General features: G+C 65.7%; 27 protein-coding genes. 9 read left to right on the top strand and 18 right to left on the bottom strand.

Annotated elements, in window-relative coordinates; genetic code table 11:
- Positions 1-140 precede the first annotated feature (140 nt).
- Positions 141-836, top strand: coding sequence for a potassium channel family protein (locus tag EDF31_RS02750; RefSeq protein ID WP_123293739.1), 696 nt, complete (start codon positions 141-143; stop codon positions 834-836).
- Between the two features lie 34 nt (positions 837-870).
- Here the strand turns inward: EDF31_RS02750 and EDF31_RS02745 are convergent, their stop codons facing one another.
- The 5 genes from EDF31_RS02745 to EDF31_RS02725 are packed head-to-tail and all read right to left on the bottom strand — an operon-like array spanning position 871 to position 6,023.
- Positions 871-2,232, bottom strand: coding sequence for a dihydrolipoamide acetyltransferase family protein (locus EDF31_RS02745; protein ID WP_123293738.1), 1,362 nt, complete (start codon positions 2,230-2,232; stop codon positions 871-873).
- A complete protein-coding gene (locus EDF31_RS02740; RefSeq protein ID WP_123293737.1) occupies positions 2,229-3,245 on the bottom strand; it encodes an alpha-ketoacid dehydrogenase subunit beta in 1,017 nt (338 codons plus the stop codon). The genes EDF31_RS02745 and EDF31_RS02740 overlap by 4 nt, the downstream gene beginning before the upstream one ends.
- Positions 3,242-4,333 carry a thiamine pyrophosphate-dependent enzyme gene (locus tag EDF31_RS02735; RefSeq protein ID WP_200849223.1) on the bottom strand — a complete coding sequence of 364 codons (1,092 nt, stop codon included), beginning with the start codon at positions 4,331-4,333 and terminating at the stop codon, positions 3,242-3,244. The genes EDF31_RS02740 and EDF31_RS02735 overlap by 4 nt, the downstream gene beginning before the upstream one ends.
- The gene (locus EDF31_RS02730; protein WP_159573342.1) at positions 4,330-4,926 is read right to left on the bottom strand and encodes a uracil-DNA glycosylase family protein; all 597 of its coding nucleotides are present in this window, start codon (positions 4,924-4,926) and stop codon (positions 4,330-4,332) included. Before EDF31_RS02730 ends, EDF31_RS02735 begins: the two co-directional genes overlap by 4 nt.
- Before the next feature lie 32 nt (positions 4,927-4,958).
- Positions 4,959-6,023: a TDT family transporter gene (locus EDF31_RS02725; RefSeq protein WP_243649815.1), complete on the bottom strand. Its 1,065-nt coding sequence runs from the start codon at positions 6,021-6,023 to the stop codon at positions 4,959-4,961.
- A 152-nt stretch (positions 6,024-6,175) separates the two neighbouring features.
- On the opposite strand from EDF31_RS02725, the gene EDF31_RS02720 reads away from it, so the two are divergent.
- Positions 6,176-7,096 (top strand): LysR family transcriptional regulator, encoded by a 921-nt coding sequence (locus EDF31_RS02720; protein WP_235035966.1) that lies wholly within the window; start codon positions 6,176-6,178, stop codon positions 7,094-7,096.
- 47 nt (positions 7,097-7,143) lie between these two features.
- On the opposite strand, the gene EDF31_RS02715 is transcribed toward EDF31_RS02720, so the two are convergent.
- From EDF31_RS02715 to EDF31_RS02665, 11 genes are all read right to left on the bottom strand, one after another.
- Entirely contained in the window at positions 7,144-7,626 is a 483-nt protein-coding gene (locus EDF31_RS02715) for a hypothetical protein (RefSeq protein WP_123293733.1), read from the bottom strand.
- A 38-nt stretch (positions 7,627-7,664) separates the two neighbouring features.
- Complete coding sequence (locus EDF31_RS02710; RefSeq protein WP_123293732.1) at positions 7,665-7,913, bottom strand: hypothetical protein; 249 nt, start codon at positions 7,911-7,913, stop codon at positions 7,665-7,667.
- 71 nt (positions 7,914-7,984) lie between these two features.
- The gene (gene ctaD / locus EDF31_RS02705; protein WP_123293731.1) at positions 7,985-9,742 is read right to left on the bottom strand and encodes a cytochrome c oxidase subunit I; all 1,758 of its coding nucleotides are present in this window, start codon (positions 9,740-9,742) and stop codon (positions 7,985-7,987) included.
- A 635-nt stretch (positions 9,743-10,377) separates the two neighbouring features.
- Positions 10,378-11,028: an ABC transporter permease gene (locus tag EDF31_RS02700; protein WP_347812688.1), complete on the bottom strand. Its 651-nt coding sequence runs from the start codon at positions 11,026-11,028 to the stop codon at positions 10,378-10,380.
- 264 nt (positions 11,029-11,292) lie between these two features.
- Positions 11,293-11,571, bottom strand: coding sequence for a hypothetical protein (locus EDF31_RS02695; protein WP_131845087.1), 279 nt, complete (start codon positions 11,569-11,571; stop codon positions 11,293-11,295).
- 6 nt (positions 11,572-11,577) lie between these two features.
- Positions 11,578-12,921 carry a phosphopyruvate hydratase gene (gene eno, locus EDF31_RS02690; RefSeq protein ID WP_123340877.1) on the bottom strand — a complete coding sequence of 448 codons (1,344 nt, stop codon included), beginning with the start codon at positions 12,919-12,921 and terminating at the stop codon, positions 11,578-11,580.
- Between the two features lie 136 nt (positions 12,922-13,057).
- Complete coding sequence (locus EDF31_RS02685; RefSeq protein WP_123293728.1) at positions 13,058-13,543, bottom strand: inorganic diphosphatase; 486 nt, start codon at positions 13,541-13,543, stop codon at positions 13,058-13,060.
- 32 nt (positions 13,544-13,575) lie between these two features.
- Positions 13,576-13,953, bottom strand: a complete 378-nt coding sequence (locus tag EDF31_RS02680) for a CrcB family protein (RefSeq protein WP_123937995.1) — start codon at positions 13,951-13,953, stop codon at positions 13,576-13,578.
- Positions 13,950-14,453, bottom strand: coding sequence for a CrcB family protein (locus EDF31_RS02675; protein WP_235035968.1), 504 nt, complete (start codon positions 14,451-14,453; stop codon positions 13,950-13,952). Before EDF31_RS02675 ends, EDF31_RS02680 begins: the two co-directional genes overlap by 4 nt.
- Positions 14,450-15,196: a 2,3-diphosphoglycerate-dependent phosphoglycerate mutase gene (locus tag EDF31_RS02670; protein WP_123293726.1), complete on the bottom strand. Its 747-nt coding sequence runs from the start codon at positions 15,194-15,196 to the stop codon at positions 14,450-14,452. Before EDF31_RS02670 ends, EDF31_RS02675 begins: the two co-directional genes overlap by 4 nt.
- Entirely contained in the window at positions 15,193-15,699 is a 507-nt protein-coding gene (locus EDF31_RS02665) for a universal stress protein (RefSeq protein WP_123293725.1), read from the bottom strand. The genes EDF31_RS02670 and EDF31_RS02665 overlap by 4 nt, the downstream gene beginning before the upstream one ends.
- Before the next feature lie 351 nt (positions 15,700-16,050).
- Between EDF31_RS02665 and EDF31_RS02660 the strand changes: the two genes are divergently transcribed.
- The 5 genes from EDF31_RS02660 to EDF31_RS02645 all read left to right on the top strand — a co-directional run bounded on the left by EDF31_RS02660 (position 16,051) and on the right by EDF31_RS02645 (position 19,701).
- Positions 16,051-16,506 carry a hypothetical protein gene (locus EDF31_RS02660; protein ID WP_131845086.1) on the top strand — a complete coding sequence of 152 codons (456 nt, stop codon included), beginning with the start codon at positions 16,051-16,053 and terminating at the stop codon, positions 16,504-16,506.
- Between the two features lie 108 nt (positions 16,507-16,614).
- On the top strand, positions 16,615-17,214 hold the full coding sequence (locus EDF31_RS02655; protein WP_131845085.1) for a DUF305 domain-containing protein: 600 nt from the start codon (positions 16,615-16,617) through the stop codon (positions 17,212-17,214).
- 52 nt (positions 17,215-17,266) lie between these two features.
- Positions 17,267-18,463, top strand: a complete 1,197-nt coding sequence (locus tag EDF31_RS02650) for a permease (RefSeq protein WP_200849224.1) — start codon at positions 17,267-17,269, stop codon at positions 18,461-18,463.
- Positions 18,464-18,735: 272 nt separating this feature from the next.
- Complete coding sequence (locus EDF31_RS19830; RefSeq protein ID WP_165901042.1) at positions 18,736-18,903, top strand: hypothetical protein; 168 nt, start codon at positions 18,736-18,738, stop codon at positions 18,901-18,903.
- 195 nt (positions 18,904-19,098) lie between these two features.
- A complete protein-coding gene (locus EDF31_RS02645) occupies positions 19,099-19,701 on the top strand; it encodes a recombinase family protein (RefSeq protein ID WP_131845084.1) in 603 nt (200 codons plus the stop codon).
- 660 nt (positions 19,702-20,361) lie between these two features.
- Here the strand turns inward: EDF31_RS02645 and EDF31_RS02640 are convergent.
- A complete protein-coding gene (locus tag EDF31_RS02640; RefSeq protein WP_111057345.1) occupies positions 20,362-20,988 on the bottom strand; it encodes a recombinase family protein in 627 nt (208 codons plus the stop codon).
- Between the two features lie 272 nt (positions 20,989-21,260).
- Here EDF31_RS02640 and EDF31_RS19825 point away from each other — a divergent pair, with 272 nt between their 5' ends.
- On the top strand, positions 21,261-21,431 hold the full coding sequence (locus tag EDF31_RS19825; RefSeq protein ID WP_165901308.1) for a hypothetical protein: 171 nt from the start codon (positions 21,261-21,263) through the stop codon (positions 21,429-21,431).
- 201 nt (positions 21,432-21,632) lie between these two features.
- On the top strand, positions 21,633-22,109 hold the full coding sequence (locus EDF31_RS02635) for a hypothetical protein (RefSeq protein WP_131845083.1): 477 nt from the start codon (positions 21,633-21,635) through the stop codon (positions 22,107-22,109).
- Between the two features lie 20 nt (positions 22,110-22,129).
- Here EDF31_RS02635 and EDF31_RS02630 read toward each other — a convergent pair whose 3' ends face one another.
- On the bottom strand, positions 22,130-22,651 hold the full coding sequence (locus EDF31_RS02630; protein ID WP_111057342.1) for a hypothetical protein: 522 nt from the start codon (positions 22,649-22,651) through the stop codon (positions 22,130-22,132).
- Positions 22,652-23,034 lie beyond the last annotated feature (383 nt).

Genomic DNA, 23,034 nt, shown 5'->3' with positions numbered 1-23,034 from the left:
GTCCCAGGAGTCCGGTTTCGGGCGGCCCGCTCGGAGCGGGGGTCGACGTGGTCGCGGGGAGGTCTTCGGTAGGTGCTGGCTGAGGCGAGGGGCAATATCGTGCACATGTGAGGTGGACACAGCAGCGGTGGGAACGGGTAATGCGGTGGCCGCTTGCGATCGCGGCGGGAGCGTTTCTTGCTGCGTATGCGGTGGAGGTGCTCGCCGATCATCACGGCCGCAGCGCGTTCGTGTCGGATGTTGTGATCAACGTCACGTGGGCGATGTTCGTGGTGGACTACCTCGTGACGCTCCTGTTGGCGCGTCATCGTGGTCGGTGGTTCGTGCACCATCTGGTGGACCTGGCCGCTCTTGCGTTGCCGTTCCTGAGGCCTTTACGGCTGTTGCGGCTCGCGCAGCTGTTCCGAGTCCTGCAGCGGAGCACCGGGGCTGCCGTTCGCGGGCGAGTGATCGTGTACGTGATTGTGACGACAGCTTTGCTGGTGTTCGTGTCCGCGTTAGCGATCCTCGATGTGGAACGGCATGCCGACGGCGCGACGATTGTGTCATTCGGGGATGCGCTGTGGTGGGCGTTGGTCACGATCACGACCGTTGGGTACGGTGATCTGACCCCGGTGACCGAGACAGGTCGGTTGATCGCCGCGGGAGTGATGATCAGTGGCATCGCGCTGCTGGGTGTAGTTACCGCGACAATCGCGAGCTGGATCATTGATCAGGTCGGTCGACGTGACGACGAAGCACAGATCGCGACCCGGCGTGAACTACGTGAACTGTCTGCCGAGATCCGGTCGCTGCCGGAGGAGCTGCAGCAACGTCGACCGCCGTCGGGTGAATGATTCCCTGCCACGGTGTCCAGATCGTTCCGTGGCGTCATAGTAAGAGTGAGATCGGGTCTTCAAGGAGGCTGGTGAGCGTCTGTAGGTATTGAGCGGCGAGGGCGCCGTCGATGACGCGATGGTCTGCGGAGAGCGTGAGGCGGATCCTGTGGCGGACGACGAGGTTGCCGTCGTGTACGGCAGCGTCCGCCGTCGCTGCTCCAACGGCGAGGATTGCGCTTTCGGGCGGGTTGATGATGGCGGTGAAGGACTCCGCGCCGAACATGCCGAGGTTACTGACGGTGAACGTGCCGCCGGTCATGTCGGCGGGTTGCAGTTTCCGATCCGCCGCACGGGCGCTGAAGGATCGGCTGGCGGCGCTGATGCTGCTGACGCTTCTGGTGTCGGCATGTGTCATGACCGGGACAACGAGGCCGGCCGGCGCGGCCATCGCGATCCCGATGTTCACTGCAGTGTGCTGCGTGATCGCAGGATCCGGGTCGTCTTGGTAGGAGACGTTGATGGCCGGGTGCGCGGCCAGGGCGAGGGCTGCGGCCTTGACGATGAAGTCGTTGAGGCTGACTTTCGCGGTGTCTTGTCTGATCCGTGATGCGTTCACCATGGTGCGCAGATCAATGAGGGCGTCAGCGTCGGCGACGGCGGTGACGGTGAAGTGCGGGATGGTGCGGGCGCTCTCGGTGAGTCGGCGAGCGATCACCTTCCGCGTCCCGGTCATCGGCGTCGTCACGTCCGCGTCGGTGTCTTGCTGATGGTGTGTGGAGGCGCTGCCAGGCACGGGGAGCGTTGCCGTCGACGGGACATCGTGCTCTAAAGCTGCAGCACTCTGGTCCGCGTCGATGATGGCTTCGACATCAGCCCTGACAAGGCGGCCGCCGGGGCCCGATCCGTGAACGGTGGCGATGTCGACGTGGTGTTCGCGAGCGAGTTTGCGTGCCAGTGGGGACGCGAACGCGATGTGCTCTGCCGGCGCGGGTATGCCTTCGGAGCGTTCACGCTGTTGCGGCTCCACGGGGGGATCTTCCGATGTGCGTGCGGGGTGGTCGTGCTCGGATGATGTGTCGAACGCGGGAGCGGGGACGAACGTTGGAGTGGTCGGCGATGTGTGCTCATCGGCGGGCGAGTCCGCGCGTTGGCCATCCGCCGGGCTGAGCGCGGGGCCGGAACCGTCGTCGAGCGTCGCGATGGGAGTCCCTATCGCAACGTTCTCTCCTTCGGGAACGAGGATCTCCGTCAAGGTGCCAGCGTCGTAGGCTTCGTATTCCATGGTGGCTTTGTCGGTTTCGATCTCGACGAGGATGTCGCCGACTTCGACGATGTCGCCGGGGTGCTTGTGCCAGGCGGAGATGGCGCCTTCTTCCATCGTGTCCGACAGCCGCGGCATGGTGATCTGGATCATCGGGACGTTCCGTTCCGGTCGGAGGCGCGCCAGCCGACCGCGTGGAGGGTTTCGTGGACGGCGGTAATCGCGTCCTCGAGCGCGGGAAGGGCCACCGTTTCGAGGGGCTTGGCGTATGGCAGGGGAACTTCGGCCATCGCGACGCGGCGGACTGGTGCGTCGAGGTCGTCGAAGGCGCCGTCGGAGATCGACGCGGCAAGCTCCGCGCCGATGCCGTAAGTGAGCCAGTCGTCTTCAAGGACGACCGCGGCGTGGGTCTTCCGCACGGAACGGATCACGGTCTCGCGATCGAGTGGGCGGAGGCTTCGCAGGTCGATGACTTCGGCGTCGATGCCGTCCTCGGCGAGCCGTGTTGCTGCTTGCCGCGCCAGGTGCGCGGTGCGTGAGTAGCCGATGAGCGTGACGTCAGACCCGACGCGGCTGACAGCGGCGCGACCAATTTCGACGTCGTCGACGTCATCGGGTACGTCGTCCTTGATGTTGTAGAGGGCGAGGTTCTCGAGGAACAGCACCGGGTCGTCGTCCCGGATCGACGCACGCAGGAGCGTACGTGCGTCCGCTGGGGTGGACGGTGCGACGACTTTCATACCGGGTACGAACGCGTAGTACAGCTCCACGTTCTGCGAGTGCGTTGCACCGAGCTGTTGACCGCCGCCACCTGGTGTGCGGATCACTAGCGGTACGCGGCTCTGCCCGCCGAACATGCCGTAGATCTTCGCGGCGTGGTTGACGATCTGATCGAGTGCGAGGAGGGAGAAGTTGATGGTCATGATCTCCACCACCGGTCGCAGTCCGAGCATCGCGGCACCGATCGCGGCACCGGTGAACCCTTCTTCCGCGATTGGGGTGTCGCGGACACGGCGTGGCCCGAACTCCTCGAGCAGCCCCTGAGTGATTTTGTACGACCCTTCGAATATCCCGATCTCTTCGCCGAGCAGGAGCACGTTCTCGTCCGCGAGGAGTTCCTCGCGGAGCGTCATCCGGAGCGCGTCCCGGTAGCTCATCACAGTCATCGGGTCTGCTCCTGACTTGTCGTGGCGGGATAGTTCGTGTCAGTGGGCGGTGGGAACAGCGGCTGTGCAGGGAGCCGGCGCGTGTCGTTCGGGACCGGTGTGGCGTAGGTGTAGTCGAACAGGGTGCTGGGGTCCGGGTGGGCGCTGTTCGCGGCGTAGTCCGCTGCCGCGGTGGCTGCAGCGATGGCGGCGGCGTCCATGGCGGCGGCGGCATCGTCGTCGATGATCTCTGCGGCGATCAGCGCCGCCCGGTAGGCGGCGACCGGGTCGTGCTCGCGGAGCGCTTCCGTTTCGCTGTCGGTGCGGTACTTCGCCGGGTCCACCACCGAATGGCCTTTCAAGCGTTCGGTGGTGAGTTCCAGCAGGAACGGCTCATTTCGACGCGCTGACGCGAGTGCGCGGGTCATCGCTTGCTGCACGGTGACCGGGTGCAGCCCGTCGGCGCGTTCGGCGGCCATCCGGTAGGAGGCAGCGCGCTTGTACAGTTTCGGTTCCGCGGAGGCGTGTTCGACGGTCGTGCCCATCCCGAGCTGGTTGTTGATGATGACGTACACGATCGGCAGATGCCACAGCGCGGCGAGGTTCAACGACTCGTGGAACGCGCCGATGTTCGTCGTCCCGTCTCCGAGCGTGCACACCACGACCTCGTCGCCGCCGCGGTAGTCGATCGCGAGGGCTGCCCCGGTGGCGAGCGGGATTTGCCCGCCGACGATCCCATAGCCGCCGAGGAGCCTCGCGGTGAGGTCGAACATGTGCATGGAGCCGCCCCAACCACTGGAAACCCCGTCGACGCGGCCGTACAACTCCGCCATCACCCGGTTCGGGTCGATTCCGCGGCCGATCGCGTACCCGTGCTCCCGGTAGTTGGTGAACAGGTAATCCATCGGCTGCATCGCGGTCGTGATCCCGGCGACCGCAGCCTCCTCGCCGAGATTCAGGTGGCAGTATCCACCGATCAGGGCTTGCGTGTAGGCGCGGGCGGCGCGTTCCTCGAACCGCCGCACTCGGAGCATCAAGGACAGCAGCTCAGCTTGTTGCTCTTCGGGGATGTTGTCGGGCTCTTGCGTCGGCGTTGTGCGGGAGGTCATAACGGTCTGCTGCTCCTTTGCGCAATTGCCCATCCGACCCGTAACGCATTCACGGCGCGGAGGTGTTGTTCGGCCCGGTGCCGACCGTTGGCCGGTGAGGGGTGTGGCGCGGCGATCACCGGTAGCACAGTCGGGGCGTCTGTCATGGTGAGGTACCGCATGACGCCGTCCAGCGCCGTGGCTCCGAAGGTGACGATCGCGGCCAGTTGCGGAAGCGAGGCAAGGAGCGTCGACAGCGCGGGGATGCTTTCCACCAGATCTGCTCGCGTGGGTCTTCTCGCGAGTTCCCACGGCACGATATTCCACCGCAGGTACGCCGTACGCGGCAGCCCAGATTCCGCACGCGCGCGCCTGAACGCAGCCACTGTCGGGCCGGGATTGTCCTCGCTGCAGATCGCACCCGCGCCGACCGCGATCGTGGCGGGACCGGGCGATTCCATCAGCACCAGGACCTGGGATTCGACCCCACCGGAGTGAGCGTCGAAGCCCGGCACGAATCGCCTGGTCCCATCCGGTGCGAGCCGCCACATCTCCGCCAACCCGTTCAGCGACCGAACATCCGCCGGTGCGAACGTCCGACCGGTGTCGCGCACAGCGGCGGCAGCATCACGTGGTGATCGCCGCATCAAGCTGGCTTCGGGGGCGCGAGGAGGGTGCCGCGGATGACGGAGCCGTGGAAGGTGCGGACGGCAACAGTGATCCACGCGGCGACGAGGCCGGCGTAGTACAGGACGGCGAGGCCAGCGACGACGGTGAGTCCGGAGTGCAGGGCCAGGCCGTTCAGGCCGGTGACGCAGGTGCCGACGGGGAACGTGAACGACCACCAGGTCAGGCTGAACGGGAGGTGCTGCTTCGCGGTGCGGATGGTGATGGCGAGGGCGATGACGGTCCACAGCAGCGCGAAGCCGAGCATCGCGAACCCGTACACCAGCGCCACGACCAGCAGGGCATGCGCGGTACTCGCATCGACAACGGTGGGGGCGTTCGAGGCGAGGAGGTTCACGGCGGTGATCGACTGCCCGACCGGCCCGAGGACGATCCACAGAGTCGGGACCATGCCGGCGGCGCCGACCTTGTGCTGCGCGAGACGGTTCCAGATCAGGGTGATCACGACCAGGGACGTGATGAGGCTGAGGCCGAAGAAGCCGTAGCAGGACCACAGCAGCGTCTCCCGCGCCTGCCCGGCGGGGGCGTAGGGCAGGAGGAGCGCACCGGTGGAGGCAGACACCATCGGCGGGACGATCGGCATCAACCAACCGCCGAACGCGGAGTCGGGCTTGTTCTCGTGGCGGGTGAACGCCAGGTACGGCACGAGCACTGCCGTGAGCAGTCCTCCGATGGTGCCGATGGTCCAGAGGACCCAGTCGATGGTGACGGCGGCGGGGAGGCCGATCCAGTCCTTGCCGAGCAGGATCGTGCCTGCACCGACGGTGAGAAACGCCATTGGCGGGGCGCCGTAGAAGTGCGAGATGACCGGGTGCAGGTGGTGCTTCGCCGCGGTGTCCCGGTAGCGCACCCAATGCAGGACCGTCGCGATGGTGAGGGCGATGAGCAGGATCGCAGCGATTGCCCACACCACCGTCGCGCCGGTGCGCAGCCCTGGGAACTGCAGCGGGAGTGATGCAGCGGCGACGGCGACGATGCCGGTGCCCATGATGGATGCGAACCAGTTCGGAGTCAGGTTCGACACGATATGCCCTGGCCGATCGAGCTCTCGGAACACCGTGCGCCGCTTTGGGGCACCGTGCCGCTTGGTCGTGCTGGGTGCCGGTGCGGTCTGGGTGGTCATGCAGGCAGTCTGACCCCGACCTCGGGCGGGGTGGAACCACGAACTGTTTCGGGGTGGCACAATCATGGTTTGTGAAACGTCGTGTGACGGACCGGAAGCTGGATCTCGACACGTTGGACGTGCTGCAGCGTGTCTCGGAGTCGGGCTCGTTGTCGATGGCTGCGAGCCAGTTGGGCATCACTCAACAGGCGGTGTCAGCGCGGATTGCGGCGGCGGAGCGGATGGTCGGGGTGCAGCTGGTGGTGCGTTCCTCGTCGGGTTCGTGGCTCACCGATGCTGGGGCGACGGTGATGGAGCTTGCCGCACCGGTGTTGGATGCGGCAGCACGATTGGAGGCAGGTGTGCATGCACTGCGGCTGCCATCGGGCACGATCACGGTTGCCGCGTCGCAAACGATCGCGGAGTTGATGTTGCCGGAGTGGTTGTTGCGCTCCCGTCGTGCGGCGCCGGAGATCAGTGTGCGCATGTTGGCGGGGAACAGCACCGACGTGATCGGGTACGTCCGCACCGGCGCCGCTGACATCGGGTTCGTTGAGGGGCCACACACGCCGGTGGATCTTCATGCGATGCCGGTTGCGGACGATGAGCTCACGGTGGTCGTTGCGGCAGAGCATCCATGGGCGTCAGCGGCGTCTGTGACGGCGGCGGATGTCGCCGCGACACCGCTGCTGGTGCGCGAGCAGGGATCGGGCACGCGCGCTGTCGTGGAAGGGTGGTTGCGTGACCAGGGGTTGACGATGGTGGAACCGGCGGCGCAGCTTGATACCACCGCGGTGATTCGCGCGAACGTTCGCTCAGGCGTGGCGCCGGCGGTGATGAGTGTCCGTTCGGTACGTGCGGATGTCGACGCTGGGGTCCTCGTGCGGGTCCCGGTCGATGGCCCATCACCGCTTCGGCGGTTTACCGCGATCTGGTCGACGCCGCCATCAGCCGCGACCGCGGCGTTCCTGCACACCGCAACCCACCCGGTGTAGTCGTCTGCTGGCGAACCGGAGCTGGCGGCCACGGCGTCGCGGGGTTGTCATATTGCGCACGCGTCGTTCCATTCACGGAATGGTGTGTTGGGGTTGGAAACGTCGATGATGGCGTTCGCTGCGGATCGCGGTTCGTCTCGTTGCGTGAACGCCTGCGCGGCTCCGACATCACGGATGGGCGCGCGGACAATGCCGGTACTGGCCCAGATCGTCCAGTCCCAGAGCCCTCGAGCGGGCACTTGCAACAGTCCCCATCCGGTCACGATGAGCACGTCCGCTCCTACCGGGTCGCTGCGGAAGGGAATCGCCACATCCGCTCGTGCTCCCATCGCGGTGATGACCGAAGTGATCGTCTCGTGTTGCACGGCGTAGCCAGCTGCAGTGACCGCGTCACCGAGCGCCGTCGCAACCGCGTGCACGGCGTCGACGGAATCACCATCGACCGCGATGATCGATCGCCGGCCGGCGTACTGCGTGCTCCACTGATGCACCACGTCGCGGTACACGCTGGCGATGGTGTGGGGGGTCATTGGTGCTCCCTTATGTGGCGGCGGGTGTCGGGGACGGATCAAACGGCATGCAGCAGCGGAACGAACAGTGCTGCGGCAGCGATCAAGACGACGAGGGAGACGCCGGTGAGCAGCAGCCGCTTCTGCCGGCGGGGTTGCCCATCTGGTGCGTCGCCCCACACGCTCGCCCGGACGGTGATCTGGTGCGCATCGCCGACCAGACGGCGGATCGTCGGATCGGACAGGTCCAACAGTCCGTTGCGGGCATTGGCCGAGATCTGCGCAGCTTCCCGCATGCTCATCGACATCCGCGACACGCTCCGATCACGTTCCGCGTCGTTGGCACTGAATCGTCTGCGAGACCGACTCGTCCGTTGCATCAGAACGTCTGCCCGTTCTCGTCGCCAACCTGCTTGACAGAATTGCCATGCACCACGGGGCCATCCGGAGCATCTGTGAATGGGCCGCGCCCGATCGGGATGCCAGCCTCAGGGTGATTCAGGTCGAACGCCGGGGACTCCGACCGGATCCTGGGGATCGAGGTGAAGTTGTGTCGCGGTACCGGACACTGGGTTGCCCACTCGAGGGAGCGACCGTACCCCCATGGGTCATTGACCTGCACCTTGGGTGCCTTCCGAGCCGTGATGTAGATATTGAACAGGAATGGCAGGAATGAGATCCCGAGCAGTATCGACCCGATCGTGGAGACCTGGTTCAGCCAGGTGAACCCGTCCTGCGGCAAGTAGGTCGCGTAACGGCGGGGCATGCCGATCACGCCGAGCCAGTGCTGCACGAGGAACGTGGTGTGGAACCCGAGGAACAGTAACCAGAAGTGGATCTTGCCGAGCCGTTCGTTGAGCATCTTCCCGGTCCACTTCGGCCACCAGAAGTAGAAACCGCCGAACATTGCAAACACGACGGTGCCGAACACGACGTAGTGGAAGTGGGCGACGACGAAGTAGCTGTCGGAGAGGTGGAAGTCCAACGGCGGAGACGACAGGATCACGCCGGTAAGGCCACCAAAGGTGAAGGTAATGAGAAACCCGACAGCCCAGAGCATCGGTGTTTCGAATGTCACCGAGCCGCGCCACATGGTGCCGATCCAGTTGAAGATCTTCACCCCGGTCGGGACTGCGATCAGCATCGTCATCAGTGAGAAGAACGGCAGCAGGACGCTGCCGGTGACGTACATGTGGTGTGCCCACACGGTCACCGACAAGGCTCCGATAGAGATGGTGGCGTAAATCAGTGTCTTGTAGCCGAAAATCGGCTTTCGGCTGAACACGGGCATGATCTCGGAGATGATGCCGAAGAACGGCAACGCGATGATGTACACCTCGGGGTGCCCGAAGAACCAGAACATGTGCTGCCACAGCAGCGCTCCACCGTTGGCGGGATTGAAGATCTGCGCGTCGAAGACACGGTCGAGGCCGAGGCCGAAGAGGGCAGCGGCCAATACCGGGAACGCGATCAGTACCAGCAGCGCAGTTACCAGGACGGTCCAGGAGAAGATCGACATGCGGAACATCGTCATGCCGGGGGCACGCATGCAGATGATGGTGGTGATGAAGTTGACCGACCCGAGGATTGATGCGAATCCGACGAGGATGAGCCCGAACACCCACAGGGTGCCACCGAGGCCTGGCGTGAAGGTCGTGTCCGACAGTGGCGCGTACGCGGTCCACCCGAACGATGCTGCACCCTGCGGAGTCAGGAAACCGCCCACAGTGATGAGGCCGCCGAACAGGTAGATCCAGTACGAAAAGGCGTTCAGTCGGGGAAACGCGACATCCGGCGCGCCGAGGTGCAGCGGCATGATCGCGTTCGCAAAACCCGAGAACAACGGTGTCGCGAACAGCAGCAGCATGATCGTGCCGTGCATGGTGAACAGTTGGTTGTACTGCTCCTTTGTCGCCACGATTTGGAGGCCCGGTTCGAACAGTTGCGCGCGGATCACGAGGGCCATGACGCCGGCGAGGAGGAAGAACATGAATGAGGTCATCATGTATAGGTAGCCGATGACTTTGTGGTCGGTGGAGGTGATCCACCGGACAATGATGTTTCCTTTTGCGCCGGTCCGGGGCGCATCGAACACGGGCACCCCGGTGTCGGTGGTGCGCGGGGTTGTGGCGGTCATGAGCTGCCTTTCGACATGCAGTGCAGAGACTGGTTGGGCGAATTCTGCCGGCTCGCTGGGGTCACACGAATAGGACGGCAGCGATCAGGCACGCACTGGGGCTGGCATGAGCCCAGCAGCGCTAGCAGGCTGGCGGTGACGCACCCGGGTCGTGGCATGTGACTGCACCACCTGCTCAGCTTCGGTGACGACGTCGGCGACTGCCTGGTCGTGCATGTCGAATGCATCCGTCGCGACGTAACACCGGCTGCGAGCCGTTCCGTTGAGCGGTCCACCCGAACGTTGATTGGGGCGCATCAGCATGGCTCTCCTGTTCGTGGAAGCGTTCCTGCCGATCTTCCTCGCCGCTCGGGCGGTCGGCAACGGAGATTCGGTTGTGACCACACAACGGCGTGTTGTGTGCGGCGGCGGTTGCGACGCGCAGCGGGCGACTTCCATGCCACCGAGCATCATCGGCACGGTGCACTGGTCGGCACGGTGCACTGGTCGGCACGGTGCACTGGTCCGTGTCGTGGTGTCAGCTCGGCGGAACCGGGCCGGGGTTCACTCGAGCGAACCTGCGTCGGGAGGAAGGGGCGGCGGCGGACTGAGTTTCCTCTGTGCCGGCTGCCGGTGCCGCGCGGGATTTCCGGGTGTCAGCGTGGTCGCGTGGGGCGGGTTGCAACGGGAGCGAGCCAGGCGGTGAGTGCGGTGGCCACGATGCTGCCAGCGCCGATGATGACGGCGAGGACGACGATCTGGAATCGTCCGGCCTCGATGGGCGAAACCCCACCGAAGACCGCGCCGACGAACGCTCCGGGAAGCGTGACCAGCCCGGTCGTTTTCGTCTGGTCCACTGTTGGCACCAATGCTGCGCCGATCGCTCGGCGGACCTGGTCGACGGTGGCCTGCCGTGGCTGCGCTCCAAGGGCGAGCCACCCTTCGACTTCGTCCCATCGGTCATCGACGAGTTCGACGAATCGCCTTCCGGATAAGGTCGAGATCGTCATTGTGTTCCCGATCACGATGCCTCCGATCGCGAGAACGTATCGCGGGGTGAGCGCGATGGCCCCGGTTCCGAAGACGAGTACGCCGGCGACCATGATTCCTGCAGCCATGCACGTCGCGACTGGGACAATGCGAGCGCGGAGCGTGCCGAGCCGTCGAGCTGAGGTAATGGCCGCGACCGTGAACATCACCAAGAGCGCGATGGTGATCAGCGCCGGCGAGCGGATGATCCCTGTCAGCAGCACGCTGATCGCAGCCAACTGCAACACCCCCGCCCAACTGCGAATGCTGGAGCCCACGGTGAGGGTGCGCGCACTGCCAGCAACACCGCCGCCGTAACACCGACGAGAGTGACCACGCCGACGAGAGTGCGGACGGCTTCATCGGAATTGATCAACTCGCTCCTTCCACCGGCGGCCGCCACGCGCTCAGGTTGCAGGCGTACCCAGATCGGGAAGAAAAGAAGGTGTGTCCGGCCAAGGCGCGCGTCCCCTTGCCCTCGGGCAGGACCGCCCGCCTGAGCATCGTTGATTCGGTCCGCCGGATCGCCGGGAGCATGCCGACTATTGGTCACCGCCCTGTCTGCCAAAGTCGACGAGAAAGATGAAGATGCGTTGCCCATCACGCATCTCGTGCGTCATCTCCCGGATCGTACCGATCTGACCATCGCGCGTGAGCGCCTGCTGCAGCGCCGGGACCTGCACAAGATGGTTCACGTCTACGTCGAACCACTCCACATGGTGCGCGTCAACATCGGATGCCATCCAGTCATCTGCTGGTGCGCTTCGGTCCCACCCGTACTGATGCGTCTCCACTGGAGACCATTTCACGATGCGCTGCATTGTCGCTCACCGCTGCCCGATCAAGCCGTAGGGCAGTCCCGGGTGCTGCTCGGCGATTTCGGTGAGCCGGTTGTACTTTGCGACCCGTTCCCCGCGGGCGGGTGCGCCCGACTTGATCTGCCCAGTACCGGTTCCGACGACGAGGTCGGCGATGAACGTGTCCGTGGTCTCCCCGGAACGGTGGGAGACCATGCTGGCCATCCCGATGCTGGTGGCGGTGGCGATCGCACCGAGGGTCTGGGAGACCGTACCGATCTGGTTCGGCTTGATCAGTGCCGCGTTCGTCAGGTGTTGCTCGCCGCCGTCGCGGATGCGCTGGGGGTCGGTGACGTAGAGGTCGTCGCCGACGGTCTGGATCCGGTCACCGAGCGCCGCTTGCATGCGGCGGAACCCCTCATGGTCGTCCTCAGCGAACCCGTCTTCGATGCTGCGGATCGGGTACGTGTCGATGAGCTGCCGGTAGTAGTCGACCAGCCCGTCCCGGTCGAGGCTGTCGTCGAGCATCCGGTACGAGCCGTCTCCGAGGGAGAACTCGTTCGCGGCCGGATCGAGGGCGATCGCCACCTGGTCGACGCCCGGCTCGTAGCCTGCGGCGCGGATCGCGGTGACCAGCAGGTCGAGCGCTTCCTCGGGTGCAGCGATCGATGGTGCGAAGCCGCCCTCGTCGCCGAGGCCGAGGCTACCGAACCGGTCCCGTACCAGACCCGCGAGGGCGTGGTAGACGTCCGCGCCGATGCGGACAGCGTCGGCCATCGTTGAGGCGTTGACGGGGGCGATCATGAACTCCTGGAAGTCCAGCTTGTTCGCTGCGTGCGCGCCGCCGTTGAGGACGTTGAAGTGCGGGACCGGCATCCGCGGCGTCGAGCCGGTGATCTCGGCGATCCACTGCCAGAGTGGGAGGTCCGCGGCGTGTGCGAGGGCCCGGGAGGCGGCGATGGAGGTTGCGACGACGCTGTTCGCGCCGAGCCGGCGGTACCCGGTGGTGCCGTCGAGTTCGGCGAGGGCGGCGTCGACCTGTCCGATCGCGGACCAGGACCGGCCGGTGAGCAGGCCCGCGATGTCGGTGTTGATCAGGTGGAGCGCCTGGGTGATGTCGCGGCCACCGAACGCTGTTCCGCCGTCGCGGAGCTCGACGGCTTCGTGGGCGCCGGTGGATGCGCCCGCGGGGGCGTCGCCGGTGACGGTGCGGCCGTCGTCGAGTTCGAGCAGGACGCGGACGGTCGGGTAGCCGCGGGAGTCGAGGATGCGGGTGCCGTGGACGGCGTCGATGGTGACGGGGTGGTCGCGGTGGGTGACGTACTCGCCCTGGTGGGCTCCGTGGTGGTGGATGCCGCTGATGTAGTCGTTCATGGTGACGCTCCTTCTGGTCGGGTCATGCGTCGTGGTCGTGCGGATGGAAGGGAAAGCCGCGGGGAGGCGGAGGGGACGACCTGCTGGCGATCACTCAGCGCCAGTGCCTCCCCGCGGCGGTCAAGGGGCCCGTGGATCACGGGTGTCGGGTGTGGGCTTCCTGTGCGGTGCGGATGACGGCTTCGGCAGCAGGACGGTTGGCCCACCCGTTGGTGGTGACGTGCTTGCCGTGTTCGATCTCCTTGTAGTGGGAGAAGAAGTGCTCGATCTCGATGAGGGTGTGCTCCGGGACGTCGCTGATGTCCTGCAGGTCTTCGAACCGGTCGTCGCCGGCGGGGACGGCGAGGATCTTGTCGTCGCCGCCGTTCTCGTCGACCATGCGGAGCATCCCGATCGGCCGGACCGTGATGACGACGCCCGGGAACGTCGGTCGGGGCAGCAGCACGAGCGCGTCGAGGGGGTCGCCGTCATCGCCGAGCGTGTCATCGATGGAGCCGTAGTCCTGGGGGAACACCATGCTGGTGAACACGGCCCGGTCGAGCCGGATCCGGCCGGTGGTGTGGTCGACTTCGTACTTGTTGCCGCTGCCGCGGGGAACCTCGATCGTGACGTCGAACAGCATGGGAAGGCCCGTTCCAGGATGTGGGGTGGCGGTCACAGCAGACCGCCAAGGAGGATGCCGGCGATGGCTGCCGCGACCGAGAGGACGAGCATCCCGAGACCGTTGACGGCTGCGGCGGTGATCCGGCCGCTGCGGGCGAGGCGGACCGTTTCGAAGTTGGCGGTACTGAACGTGGTGTAGCCGCCCATCACCCCGGTGCCGAGCACCGCCACGGGGGCTGCGCCGAGGTGACTGGCGGCGCCGACGATGAGCCCGAGCAGCAGCGACCCGGTGATGTTGATCGTCAACGTGCCGACGGGGAGCCGGAACTCCCGGCCGGTGTTGATCAGCCCGTCGAGGAGGAACCGGCCGGCAGCGCCCACGCCGCCACCGGCCGCGACCGCGACCGCGAGGAGGATGCCGGCGTTCATGCGGACACCGTCCGGGGGCGGAACCAGCCGGCGACCACCAGTCCGACCGCGGTCGCGATCGCACCGGCTATGACGGTCAGTAGCGCGTACCCGGTGCCGGCGAGACCGTGGCCGGTGAGGAACAGTGCGGCGGTGGACTCAGCGAGGGTGCTGTAGGTGGTGAAGCCGCCGAGCACTCCCGTGCCGAGCAGCAGACGCAGGACACGGCGGCGGCCCGCGTCGGGACCGCGATGCGCCAACGCTTCCAGGAGCACCCCGAGCAGCAGCGCTCCGCTGATGTTGATCCAGAAGATCGACCAGCTCACCCCGCCGTCTGCTGGGAGCAGCGCACTGATCACGTCGCGCAGGAGTGTGCCGACCGTGCCACCGACCGCGACGAGGCCGACGTACCGCCACCGCAGGTGCACGGGCCGCATGGCCGTTGCGGGGTCGGAGACGTCCACATCCGGGTCGGAGGGGAGCTGATCATCGGGCATCGGGGTGTCCGTTCGGGTGGTCATGTTCCGCCTTCTGCCGCGACCAGCGCCGCGGCGTGGTGCGCTGCTACCGGATCCAGGAACGCCCCACCACGCGGGACGAGAGCACCCGTCGGCGTAAGCTCATACTGCAGCGGCTGCCCCGTGGGCAGGTTCAGTGCGTGCAGTTCCGGCTCCGTGAGGTCGTCGATGCACGCGCACATGGCGCGGAGCGAGTTGCCGTGCGCGACGACGAGGACGCTCCGACCCGACCGCACCATCGGTAGAAGTCGGTCCTGCAGCACGGGTCGGACCCGATCGATGACATCGGAGAGGGCCTCGGTGCGTCGGAGGGCAGCGTCTGACAGGTCGCGCAGCGCGGAACTTGACCGCAGCGCCGTCCACACTTGCAGGGACATCGCCGGTGGTGCGCCGTTCCGGGACCTGCGGATTCGGGTGTATTCGTCGTCGCCGAGCGTTCGGCGGGCATCGGTCTTGGTCATCCCGGTGAGTGCGCCGTAGTTGCGTTCGTTGAGCTGCCAGACCTTCTCCGTCGGGATGGCGATGCCGAGGGTGTCGAGGACCAGTTCCGCAGTGTGCACGGTGCGTTGCAGCGTCGACGTGAGCACCTGGTCCGGCAAGATGCCTGCTGCCTGCAGGAGCCGCCCCGCGGTCACGGCTTGCTGGACACCCTCGACGGTCAACGGTTCGTCGCGGAGGCCGGTGAAGGTGCCGGCCCGGTTCGCGGTGCTTTCCCCGTGGCGCAGCAGCACCAGCCGGCCCGTCACGACGCATCCCACGGCAGGGCGCTCTCGAACCCGACCGGAGCGTGTGGGACGACCACGACGGGACGGTGCTGCTGGTGCGTCAGGCGGGCGGCGACGGAACCGTTCAAGAACTCCGCAACCCGGCGTCGGCCCGTCTGCGACCCGACGACGATCATTACCGCGTCACGTTGCTCCGCCACCGCCGCCAACGCCCGGCTTGGATCTCCAACCCGAGTGAGGATCTCCACCCGGACCGACCGTGCTGCAGCGAGATCGTGGATGACGGCGACGTCGCGGTCGGGCAGCTGCTGCGGTTCGGTGTCCGCCGTGTCCGGATCGATCGGTTCGATGATCTCCGAACCGTCCCGACGAGTTCCTGCGTTCAGCAGCGCCGGATCCACCGCAACACACACTACCGACGCACCGAAATGCTTCGCGATCAGCGTGGCAACGCCGACAACGCTCTCTACCTGCCCGGACTGTACGCCGGCAACGATCGTGCGGGCGGAGTCTGCCTCGACCATGTCTTCTCCCTATCTCGGGCACGCTGACGCGCGCCGTGCTGAGATAGGGACTGTTGTCGACAGGTGTCGAGGTTGGGTCCGGCAAGCCCCACTACCGGGTCCGAAGACACCACCAGTATGCACCCACCACCACGCACCACGACAGGAAAGTCCCTCCGGCTTCTGCGGAAGGGGTACGGCCTCTGAACGGTACGGCCACGCGACGCATACCCCTGTGCTGATCAATCACCCAGCCGCCACAGACAGCACATACCCCCAGGGGGTACAGTGCCATTAAATCTACCTTGCACTGTGACGTGCTCAACGCTGCAGCTCGACACTCCGACACTCACCGACCTGATCGAAAGACTGATGCTCACCACCACCGCCTCCCCGCGTCGCCGGCTGCTGTTGCAGGCCGTAGCGACGTTGGCGCTGCTGCTGCTGGTCGGGTTCACGGTCCTGATGCACACGATGGCCGGCCACGAGCACCCGATGGCAGCTCCCGCCGCCACCACCGAGCACGTCCATGCCGTCGCAAACCGCCACGGGGAGCATGCCGCTCCCGCGGCCGCGGTGCTGACGGTCCTCACCGACGCCGGCTGTGACAGCGGCCTGTGCGCGCTGATGTGCGCGCTGATGTGCTCGCTGATGGGGATGGCGTGCGCGCTGACGATCGCCCTGTTCGCATGGGCGCTAGTGCGCGCACGGACCGGCGGCGTCCTCGCGCTGCTGTCGCGACTGCTTGCGCTGGCTGACCGGCTGCCGCGCCACATCGCAGCACCGAAACCACCGTCACTGACGGCACTGCAGATCATCCGCATCTGATCCTCCCCCTGCGGGACCACACCGCCGCAGGGCGGCTCCCGCATGCCCAGAACCGGGAGGCATCCGCCTGCCCGGACCAATTGACGCATACACGGGAACGGACCTTCCATGCACACCACCACGACCACGCGCATCCTCGCGATCGCCGCCTCGCTCACCCTCGGCCTGACCCTCGCGAGCTGCTCCACCAACAACAGCAGCTCCGACGCGGGCTCGTCCGCCTCGTCGAGATCGGCCGCGTCGGCGCACAACGACCAGGACGTGATGTTCGCGCAGATGATGCTGCCGCACCACGAGCAGGCCGTCGAGATGAGCGACGTGCTCCTCGCCAAGGGCGACGGTGTTGACCCCAACGTCGTCACCCTGGCGAAGCAGATCAAGGCCGAGCAGGGTCCGGAGATCACTCAGCTCACCAGCTGGCTGCAGGGCTGGGGTGAGCCCACGGAGTCGGAGCACCCTGGGTCGGGGCACTCCATGTCCGGGATGATGTCCGATTCCGACATGACCGACCTTGACCAGGCATCCGCGAAGGACGCCGGGAAGCTGTTCCTGCAGCAGATGGTCCAGCACCACGAGGGCGCCGTCGATATGGCCAGGAGCGAAGTCGACAAGGGCAAGAACACCGACGCGGTCGCGATGGCGAAGTCAATCGTGTCGAGCCAGACCGAGCAGATCACGCAGATGAAGGACATGCTCGCGTCCAAGTGACCGGTTCTTCCCCGTTCGTGACCACCCTGTCGCGGCAGAATATGCCCGCGACGTGAAGAAGCAGGTGTATATGTTCGTGATCAACGCAGTCGGTGACGCCCTAGTAGCAGCCGGCTCGATGGGGTGGGAGATCCTCTGGCCCCTCATCCTCGGCTTCACCCTCTCCGGCATCATCCAAGCCGTCGTCCGCACCGACCAGATCACCAAGCTCATGCGCGACGACTCCCCCCGAGCGATCAGCGTCGCAACCGGCCTGGGCGCACTGTCCTCGTCCTGCTCCTACGCCGCCGTCGCCCTCGCACGGGCGCTCTTCCGCAAGGGCGCGAGCCTGTCGTCGGCCATGGCGTTCGAGGTCGCCTCCACGAACCTCGTCGTCGAGCTCGGCCTGATCCTCGCGTTCGTCATGGGCTGGCAGTTCACCGCAGCGGAGTTCGTCGGCGGACCGCTGATGATCATCCTCATCGCCCTCGGGTTCCGGCTCTGGATGCGCGGGAAGATCGTCGACGCCGCCCGCGAACAGGCCGACAAGGGCCTCGCCGGCGCGATGGAGGGCCACGCAGCCATGGACATGTCCGTGCAGGGCGACCAGGGCTTCTGGCGGCGACTGTTCTCGAGGCCCGGGCTCACGAGCGTGTCGCAGTACTTCGTCATGGACTGGGCATCCGTCATCCGCGACATCGTCATCGGCCTACTCATCGCCGGCGCCTTCGACGCCTGGGTCCCGAAGGCGTGGCTGCAAGCACTGTTCCTCGAGGGACACCCGACGCTCGCGTTCCTGATCGACCCGCTCATCGGACCGATCCTGGCGATGGTGAGCTTCGTCTGCTCCGTCGGCAACGTCCCCCTCGCAGCGGTCCTCTGGAACGGTGGGATCAGCTTCGGCGGTGTGATCAGCTTCATCTTCGCCGACCTGATCATCATCCCGATCATCATCATCTACCGGAAGTACTACGGCTGGAAAGCAGCCCTCCGCATCACCGGGATCTTCTACGGCGCCATGGTCCTCGCCGGCTACGCCGTCGAACTGCTCTTCACCCCGCTGCACCTTATCCCCACGAACCGGCACCTCACCATCGTGACGACCTCGATCAGCTGGAACTACACCACCTGGCTCAACATCGTGTTCCTGCTCGTCGCGGCGTTCCTGCTCGTCGTCTTCACCCGCAGCGGCTCATGGCCCATGCTCCGCATGATGAGTGACCACCCCGATACCCACGACCAGGCAAACGCCAAGCACAGCCAGCCCTGACCCGACCGGCCACGCCGACAGGGCAAGCTAGGCCACACAGCATTGTCGGAATCACGCCACAAAGCGTTCCCAGCCACAGCTGATCGCGACGCGAGGTGAGCCCAGTGTGTCGAGCCGCACCTGTGCACGCGGCGAGCTCATCGCGGCACCCACGTGGTTCGGTCATCGATGAACCGTCCCTCGCACCGCGAGGCCCACAGACCTCGGAGCACGCACTGGGCGTGCTCCCGAGAGCCAGCCCACGGGCTGGCAGATCGAACGGTGGAGGTTCCATGCCCCTGTCGATTGAGATCCCCGCTGCCGCTGGCTACGCAGTCGGATTCGCCCTCGCGATGAACTTCATCGCGATCGCGATCCGACAGGCGTGGCCGGTGCTGAGTGACAAGGCTGCCCGCCGCGTCGCTCGCATGCAGCGGGCGAAGGCTGCTTCGAAGAAGTAGCGCTCAAAAAAGACCCCCCTCCATCGTCGGGGAGAGCTCTGTGTCCGTTTCGTACCACAAACCTCCGATTCCGCTACAAGCAAGCCCGAGCACGTCGGACCCTGGCTCGGAGCGGCGAGCCTTGTTGCGAAACTCAGTCCCAGAATCTACGTGCCGCTACCGTGCCTGTCGGTCGAGTTTCGATACGTTCTTCCCATGGGTCACCTCCTCGGGTACGCGCGCGTGTCCACCACCGACCAGGACGCGTCGCTACAGATCGACGCGCTCAACGCTGCCGGCTGCTACCGAGTGTTCGTTGACACCATGTCTGGGTCGCCCCAGCACCGACCCGAGCTCGACAAGCTCCTCGACCAGCTCCGCCCCGGGGACACCCTCGTCGTCTGGCGACTTGACCGGCTCGGCCGGTCCATCCGGCACCTCATCGACCAGTTGCACGGCCTCGCCGAGCGCGGGATCGGGTTTCGGTCACTGCAGGAGACCATCGACACCACCTCGCCCGGTGGCCGGCTCGTGTTCCACGTCTTTGCTGCGTTGGCGGAGTTCGAACGGGATCTCATCAAGGAACGCACCAACGCCGGCCTCGCCGCCGCGCGAGCCCGCGGCCGCACCGGCGGCCGGCCGACACGGCTTTCCGCAGACCAGGTGCGCACCGCGCGACGGCTCTACGAGCAGCAGGACATGACCGTTGCGCAGATCGGCGACGTTCTCGGCGTCAGCCGCACCACCATCTACCGGGCTCTCGCCCGCCACGCTGAACCAGTCACCGCGAGGCGGTCCAAGCCCTCACCGAACCTGTAGCCAGCACTCGACGCGCGCGATTGAGCGCGACGCTGATCGCCGCGAAAACGACGACACAGAGCGAAGCTGCTCACAAGCAGAGCTGACTCAACGAGAACGGGCGGGACGACTAGTGGTCGTCCCGCCCGTTCTCCGTCGGCTTACGCCAGGCCCGCAGCCCTCAAGACTGCGAGCACTACCGGAGCCAGTTCGTGTACGAGACACGCGTACGCGAGCACCACTACCGCGTTCTCGTACGCGCCGCCATTACGGCCAACGTTGGACATGTTCGTACAGTCAGCGATACGATTGACACGTCCGATCAACTTTTTCAGCATGTTTTCCATGTTTGATTTCCTTGGTTTGACATTTATTGCGAAAATGATTCGGCCTCCCCGGCGTGCGCTAACACGTCGATTCCGGGAGGTCGTTTCATGTCCCCGAGGGGGGCTTCTCATTCTACCGGGGACTCCTCCATCTGAGAGTGGGTGTGTAGAAGTTCCTCATCCCTTCCGTGTCGTGATCCCGTCCGGAGGCGCGGTCGATCCGCATGTACATGCCGATCGGTGGGCGAACCCACTGATTAAATTGGCTTCAGAAAGTATTACAAGCAAGTAGTTATCCACAAGAAAACTGGACCTTTAGGCCGTTCCGTGACTCCGGACGCCACGCTCCGCACTCTCACTGGAGGTAACGTCGGGGTGTACGCCGGCCGTCGCTCTGGGCTCGCTCCACTGCTCTGTAGACGGTCGCGCGAGCGACGTCGAACAGTTCGGCCAGCTCGGCTACGGTGTGCTTCGGTGCGCCATCCTCGTTGACCTCGCGTCGCATCGCGACCAGAGCCCGCTCCCGGTTCGGGGTCAACTTCGGGGGCCGGCCTTGCAGTCGGCCCTTCGCCGCCGCGACTCGCAGACTTTCCCTGGTGCGCTGGCGGATGAGGTCGGCTTCGAACTCAGCCACCATTCCGAGGACGTTAAACAGCAGTCGGCCCGCCGGTTCCCGGAGGTCGTACACGGCTCCACCGATGCTGAGCTTCGCGCCCCGATCGGTCAGGTCCGACACGATGCTCGTCGCATTGACAAGGCTCCGAGCCAGCCGATCAAGCTTCGTCACGACCAGCGTCGTGCCACCACAGCAGGCAGCTAGCGCCGTATCGAGACCGGGACGGTCACGATTCGTTCCCGAGAGCCCGTGGTCGACATAGATCCGTGACTCCGGCACGCCGAGCGCCGTCAGGGCCTCACGCTGCTCGGTGAGGTCTTGACCGTCCATCGAGCACAGGGCGTAACCAACGAGTTGTCCGTTCATGCCGGGGAGTCTCGCATGACGGCCGGTCACTGAGACGAGTTTCGGACGGGTCTATCGGACGGGCTCAGAACGGCGTGTCGCGAGTTTTCGAGAGTGTCCGGACGACGTTCGTCTTAGGGACGCCCACTCGGGGGCCCTTCCGCGCATAGAGGGTGTGCGGGTCCCCAGTGGCCCGTGGGAGCGCGACTGGCGTATCAGTCTGAGACTCGGTTCGCGAGCCACGTACAACAGTGGGTAGGCGTACTGCCTACCTCACAGAGAGGTAGTAACCCATGGAGAAGAAGAAGAAGGTCTTCGCGTTCAGCGTGGAGACGACTGTAACGGGGACGCCGCGGCCGCCACGCCGGCCGGCCACGTCGAGTGAAGTCGTCGCCGTTGTGAGTCTCGTGACCACGTTGGTGAGCATCGCCGTCACCGTGACGGCACCGCTCCTCACGAGCTGACCTCTGGGTACTCGCCGGGGCCCGCCTGTGGGGGACACGCTCTCCACAGGCGGGCCGCGGTTGAGGTCGGCTTACGCCGCCCGGCAGCTCGGGCACCGGTCCACATCCTCGGCCGAGCAGCCCCATGCGTAGGACTCGGCGTCACCACATCCGGTCGCACTTCCCCTATCGAGCGTCTCCAGCGGCGGCTACGTTCTTGGTATGGCTACCCGAGATGAGCTGCTGAACGAGGCGATGATTGCGCACCAGCGCCGTACGGACGAGCGCGCGCGAGAGCAGATAGAGGCTGAGCGTGAACAGGCGGCCCGCGCCGTTCGCTTTGTGGAGGACTACAAGGAGCAGTGGAACCACTACCTCGGCGAGAAGCTGTTCAGCTATGCGGCCGCGCCCCATGCGCAACGCGAGTGGTTCGTCTCCGGGCAGTCTCTGGCCGAATACGACCTCACCGAGTCGGACGGTCTCCGGTACGAACAGCGGAGCACGCAGCAGAGGGCTGGAAAGTTCTTCGTTGCGACGTGGATCAGCAATGATGCTGTTCTCAGCCTGCACGTTGACGGGTTCGGCCAGCCGGAGGGGATGTTCGTCAACATCGATGGCTTTGCCCCACAGTCGGTCACCGACCTGGCCGATGTGGGCGAGGAGGTTTCGCGTCAACGGACGAGCAGCGCCCGCTCCTGACTCCCAGTCAGCGGGCCGGCTTACGCGTCACGCTGCCGACGTCGCTGACGTCGCTGACGAGACGTCTCTTCCTCGCCGAACGCTTTGAGCAGCACTTCCTCTAGCTCATGCGCAAGCTTCTGAGCTGACTCCGCGAAGGTCAGTTCAGCCTCGGGCTGTCCCACACGTTCGTCAGCCTGGTCGATGGTCGCGTCGCGGACGAGATGCTGTTTGTCCTTCGGAAGGAAGGTCGCGTACTCGTGAGCGCGATACTGGGCGGTCCGCACGTCCTCCAAGGTGGCCTTTGTGACTGCGATCGTGCCCCAGTCCCAGTCGATCCCGGCATCTGAGTAGGACATATTCGCCACCCCGACCAGTGTTCGGTGGTAGGCCCAGAGCGCGCGCGACGCCTCGTCGCGGCGCTTCCACAGGGCCAGCGTACGATTCGAACGTCCTGTGACGTAAGCGGCAGCGATGCCGCTTCCAAGGCCCGCGATGATCGCGACAGCGTACGTCCAGTAGTCCAAGCTGAGGGCGCTGGCGGCGACGGCGATTTGGTGCATGCAGAGACATTGCCAGAGTGACGGGGCGCTTGACTAGCCAACAGAACCCTGCTGCGCCCGACAGGTGGGGCACCAATTGACGTGCTCTGCTGCAGCACCAGGGCTCCCGCTTCCCAAGAGTCGAAACGAGCACGTAACACGCCGCCGTCGGGTGCAACTACCGCGAGCCAGTGCGGCGTCGGCAGCGCCTCGCGTCGTGGGGGTCGCACGTGCCATCGAGCACCCGATCGTTGCCTCCGCGCTGGACCAACCAGGCGCCGAGCAGCCCCGCCTGATGCAATGCATGAACCACGGACCCTGAGCGGGGGTATTCGGAAGGCTGCGGAGGCACCGCAGAGTCCCGCTTCGCACAAACCTCACGTCGTCCGCGGTAGTCCGCGCAT

It is taken from the genome of Curtobacterium sp. PhB142 (assembly GCF_004341255.1).
In the GTDB taxonomy this organism is placed as follows: domain Bacteria; phylum Actinomycetota; class Actinomycetes; order Actinomycetales; family Microbacteriaceae; genus Curtobacterium.
The sequence above is the reverse complement of the archived record's forward strand: the minus strand, read 5'-3'. Positions and strand labels throughout refer to the sequence as shown.

Excerpts from the sequence above, each read along its gene's own strand:
- EDF31_RS02665 (WP_123293725.1), bottom strand. The coding sequence starts at position 15,699 with ATGGTCGAGGCAGACTCCGCCCGCACGATCGTTGCCGGCGTACAGTCC.
- EDF31_RS02715 (WP_123293733.1), bottom strand. The coding sequence starts at position 7,626 with ATGACCCCCCACACCATCGCCAGCGTGTACCGCGACGTGGTGCATCAG.
- EDF31_RS02680 (WP_123937995.1), bottom strand. The coding sequence starts at position 13,953 with ATGAACGCCGGCATCCTCCTCGCGGTCGCGGTCGCGGCCGGTGGCGGC.
- EDF31_RS02655 (WP_131845085.1), top strand. The coding sequence starts at position 16,615 with ATGCACACCACCACGACCACGCGCATCCTCGCGATCGCCGCCTCGCTC.
- EDF31_RS19825 (WP_165901308.1), top strand. The coding sequence starts at position 21,261 with ATGGAGAAGAAGAAGAAGGTCTTCGCGTTCAGCGTGGAGACGACTGTA.
- EDF31_RS02635 (WP_131845083.1), top strand. The coding sequence starts at position 21,633 with ATGGCTACCCGAGATGAGCTGCTGAACGAGGCGATGATTGCGCACCAG.
- EDF31_RS02685 (WP_123293728.1), bottom strand. The coding sequence starts at position 13,543 with ATGCTGTTCGACGTCACGATCGAGGTTCCCCGCGGCAGCGGCAACAAG.
- EDF31_RS19830 (WP_165901042.1), top strand. The coding sequence starts at position 18,736 with ATGCCCCTGTCGATTGAGATCCCCGCTGCCGCTGGCTACGCAGTCGGA.
- EDF31_RS02630 (WP_111057342.1), bottom strand. The coding sequence starts at position 22,651 with ATGCACCAAATCGCCGTCGCCGCCAGCGCCCTCAGCTTGGACTACTGG.
- EDF31_RS02675 (WP_235035968.1), bottom strand. The coding sequence starts at position 14,453 with ATGACCACCCGAACGGACACCCCGATGCCCGATGATCAGCTCCCCTCC.
- EDF31_RS02640 (WP_111057345.1), bottom strand. The coding sequence starts at position 20,988 with ATGAACGGACAACTCGTTGGTTACGCCCTGTGCTCGATGGACGGTCAA.
- EDF31_RS02660 (WP_131845086.1), top strand. The coding sequence starts at position 16,051 with ATGCTCACCACCACCGCCTCCCCGCGTCGCCGGCTGCTGTTGCAGGCC.
- EDF31_RS02735 (WP_200849223.1), bottom strand. The coding sequence starts at position 4,333 with ATGACCTCCCGCACAACGCCGACGCAAGAGCCCGACAACATCCCCGAA.
- EDF31_RS02695 (WP_131845087.1), bottom strand. The coding sequence starts at position 11,571 with ATGCAGCGCATCGTGAAATGGTCTCCAGTGGAGACGCATCAGTACGGG.
- EDF31_RS02745 (WP_123293738.1), bottom strand. The coding sequence starts at position 2,232 with ATGATCCAGATCACCATGCCGCGGCTGTCGGACACGATGGAAGAAGGC.
- EDF31_RS02740 (WP_123293737.1), bottom strand. The coding sequence starts at position 3,245 with ATGACTGTGATGAGCTACCGGGACGCGCTCCGGATGACGCTCCGCGAG.
- EDF31_RS02710 (WP_123293732.1), bottom strand. The coding sequence starts at position 7,913 with ATGTCGATGAGCATGCGGGAAGCTGCGCAGATCTCGGCCAATGCCCGC.
- EDF31_RS02750 (WP_123293739.1), top strand. The coding sequence starts at position 141 with ATGCGGTGGCCGCTTGCGATCGCGGCGGGAGCGTTTCTTGCTGCGTAT.
- ctaD (WP_123293731.1), bottom strand. The coding sequence starts at position 9,742 with ATGACCGCCACAACCCCGCGCACCACCGACACCGGGGTGCCCGTGTTC.
- eno (WP_123340877.1), bottom strand. The coding sequence starts at position 12,921 with ATGAACGACTACATCAGCGGCATCCACCACCACGGAGCCCACCAGGGC.
- EDF31_RS02645 (WP_131845084.1), top strand. The coding sequence starts at position 19,099 with ATGGGTCACCTCCTCGGGTACGCGCGCGTGTCCACCACCGACCAGGAC.